Source organism: Hyphomicrobium sp. (assembly GCF_009026145.1).
GTDB lineage: Bacteria > Pseudomonadota > Alphaproteobacteria > Rhizobiales > Hyphomicrobiaceae > Hyphomicrobium_A.
The window spans coordinates 1-1545 of sequence record NZ_WBUE01000063.1 but is presented as its reverse complement, the minus strand read 5'-3'; the positions used below and the strand labels follow the sequence as shown (position 1 = coordinate 1545).

Here is a 1545-nt window from a genome sequence, read left to right as displayed (position 1 = left end):
CCCCACCCCTAGCCCCTCCCCACAAGGGGGAGGGGAATCCCGTCGCGAGCGCGGAGAACGAGCAAGCCACCCAGCTGTTCCGCGACCTGGTGGCGCTGGGCCGGCGCGAGGCGGAGCACATCGCGCATGCGTTCCCCGAGGTGTCACGCCGCGTCGGCGGCTACCTGATCGACGCATTGCTGCCGTCAAACCGGCCGGTCAACCTCGCCACGCTGCTGTGCGGCTCGGAGGGCACGCTCGCCGTCTCGCGCCGCATCGAGCTCAAGCTCTCGCCGGTGCCTCGAACCAAGGCGCTCGGCATCTGCCATTTCCCGACGTTTCGCAAGGCGATGGAGGCGGCCCAGCACATCGTCAAGCTCGGTCCTGTTGCCGTCGAGGTCGTCGACCGCACGCTGATCGAGCTCGCGCGCGACATCGCCATGTTCCGCCCGGTGATGGAAACCTACGTGCGCGGCAAGCCGGACGCCCTGCTGCTCGTTGAGTTCGCCGAGGACGAGCAGGCCGAGAACCTGCGCCGCCTCGATCGCCTCGACGAGCTTATGGGCGACCTTGGCCACGCTTCGAGCGTAGTGAACGTGCCGGATGCAGCTGGCCAGCAGGCGGTCTGGTCCGTGCGCGCCTCTGGCCTCAACATCATGATGTCGATGAAGAGCGAGGGTAAGCCCGTCTCCTTCATCGAGGACTGCGCGGTGCCGCTGGAGCATCTTGCCGACTACACCGAGCGCCTTACGGCCATCTTCGAGAAGCACGGCACCAGGGGCACGTGGTACGCGCACGCCTCCGTCGGCTGCCTGCACGTGCGCCCCGTCCTCAATCTCAAGCTCGAGAAGGACGCCAACACCATGCGCGCCATCGCCGAGGAGGCGTTCGCCATGGTCAAGGAATACAAGGGCAGCCACTCCGGCGAGCACGGCGACGGCCTGGTGCGCTCCGAGTTCCACGAGAGGATGTACGGGCCCAAGACGGTGCGCCTGTTCGAGGAGGTCAAGGATCGCTTCGATCCGAAAGGGCTCATGAATCCCGGCAAGATCGTGCGCGCTTCCTCCATGAACGATCGCACGCTGTTGCGCTACAAGCCGGACTATCACGTGCCCGAGTTTGAGACCGCGCTCGACTGGTCGGGATTTTCCGGCGCCGGCCGCGGTTTCCAAGGCGCGGTGGAGATGTGCAACAACAACGGCGAGTGCCGCAAGCAGGTCGCGGGCGTCATGTGCCCGTCGTTCCGCATAACCGGCAACGAGCGCGATCTGACGCGCGGCCGGGCGAATAGCCTGCGCCTTGCAATCTCCGGTCAGCTCGGCCCCGATGCACTGACCTCCGACGAGATGCTTGAGACCATGAAGCTGTGCGTCTCCTGCAAGGGGTGCCGGCGTGAGTGTCCGACCGGCATCGACATGGCGAAGATGAAGATCGAGGTGCTGGCGGCGGCCATCAAGCGGCGCGGCCTGTCCTTGCGCGATCGGCTCGTGGCCTACCTGCCGCACTATGCGCCCTACGCGGCCCGGCTCGCGCCGCTCTTGAACGCGCGCAACTGGCTGCCGGGCC

1 protein-coding gene is annotated in these 1545 nt (G+C 66.7%); it reads left to right on the top strand.

From position 1 onward, the window contains the following. Positions 1 to 1545: FAD-linked oxidase C-terminal domain-containing protein (locus F9K20_RS21190; protein WP_291006790.1), on the top strand; the 1545-nt coding region annotated here is incomplete at both ends.